At 42.3% G+C, this 1184-nt stretch carries 1 protein-coding gene; it reads right to left on the reverse strand.

Going from position 1 to position 1184, the window contains the following annotated elements; translation table 11 throughout:
* A partial coding sequence (locus tag NNN71_RS24640; protein ID WP_271459584.1) for a winged helix-turn-helix domain-containing protein occupies positions 1-1088 on the reverse strand: 1088 nt, incomplete at its 3' end.
* Positions 1089-1184 lie beyond the last annotated feature (96 nt).

The raw sequence follows: 1184 nt of genomic DNA on the forward strand, positions 1-1184 counted from the left end.
TTATTCATCCGCAGTGCATTATAATAGTCGCCATTAGTGACAAGATAACAAGCATAGTAGTAATAGATTTCCGCCACACCAGGGTACAACAACAGTGCGAGTTTGAATTTCTCCTCTGCGGTATCCCCTTCATCGAGAACGCCCTGCAACGCTAAAGCAATCGCTTTATTTGGTTCCCTGGCCGCCATCTTCTTAAAAATATGGTTTATCTCATCGCGTAAATACGAATATTTAATGATTCCATGATTAACGATTGAGAAGTAGATAGCCATGGCCTCATGGAATTTATTCACATAGTGCTTTCGCAGTCCCTCCTCCTCACAGATAAGGTCCAGATGTTTTCTCAATGCGCGAGTAGAGTAATGTTGATGCTTTTCTTCCGCGATTATTTCACTACCTATCTCTGGCACGGGAGTAGCGATATTCACATCTCTTATCGTTACACCAATCCCTGAAAGCAGCATGGTGATCATCTTAAAAATAGCGTGAAAATTAAGATGGTGATCGCCCGTCAGGGTCACCCCCTCACGACCAAGCACAGAATGGTCGTAAGCTCTGACTAACTCCAGCCGGATAATACAGTTATCGTCAGAATAGACTTCTGCACCAGTAATGTAATAGTCTGCATTTGATTTTTCAATTGCTAATAGAAAATCACTATAGTCCCGATAGGCTCGCGTGACAAATGAAGAAATCACATGCATGGATACTGAACTTTTCATTTTTATGCGTTGTAATCTTTCTACCAGCATATCGTGAAGCGATATAGATAATTTATTATTCTCCATTTCAAACGGAAATAATGCAATGCTGGGGTTGCCCGATGCAGGAAGTTGTAGCACTGGCGTAGGTGTATCATCTAAGGAGACATCGTCATCGGCTATCTGCACATCGAAGACAAAACGATAACCCTTACCATATACTGTCTCAATAAAGCGCTTGCTATGAGAGTGCCCCAAAATGCGTCTCAGAACATAGATACAGCGTGTCAGTGACTCATCGGAAACAATCCCCCCTTTCCAAACTAGCCGAACGAAATCCTCCTTGGTGACAACCTCATTTGCACGTTCCAGCAATAGCTTCAGCACTGCACTTTCCTTTGGTGCAAGCGTAATCTCATTCATTTCACTGTTGACAAGACGTCCATATCGAAACCTAAATCCCTCAAATTTGTAACATATAGA

Origin of the sequence: Kluyvera sp. Awk 3 (assembly GCF_028069715.1) — a bacterium.
Taxonomy (GTDB): Bacteria; Pseudomonadota; Gammaproteobacteria; order Enterobacterales; family Enterobacteriaceae; genus Kluyvera; species Kluyvera georgiana_A.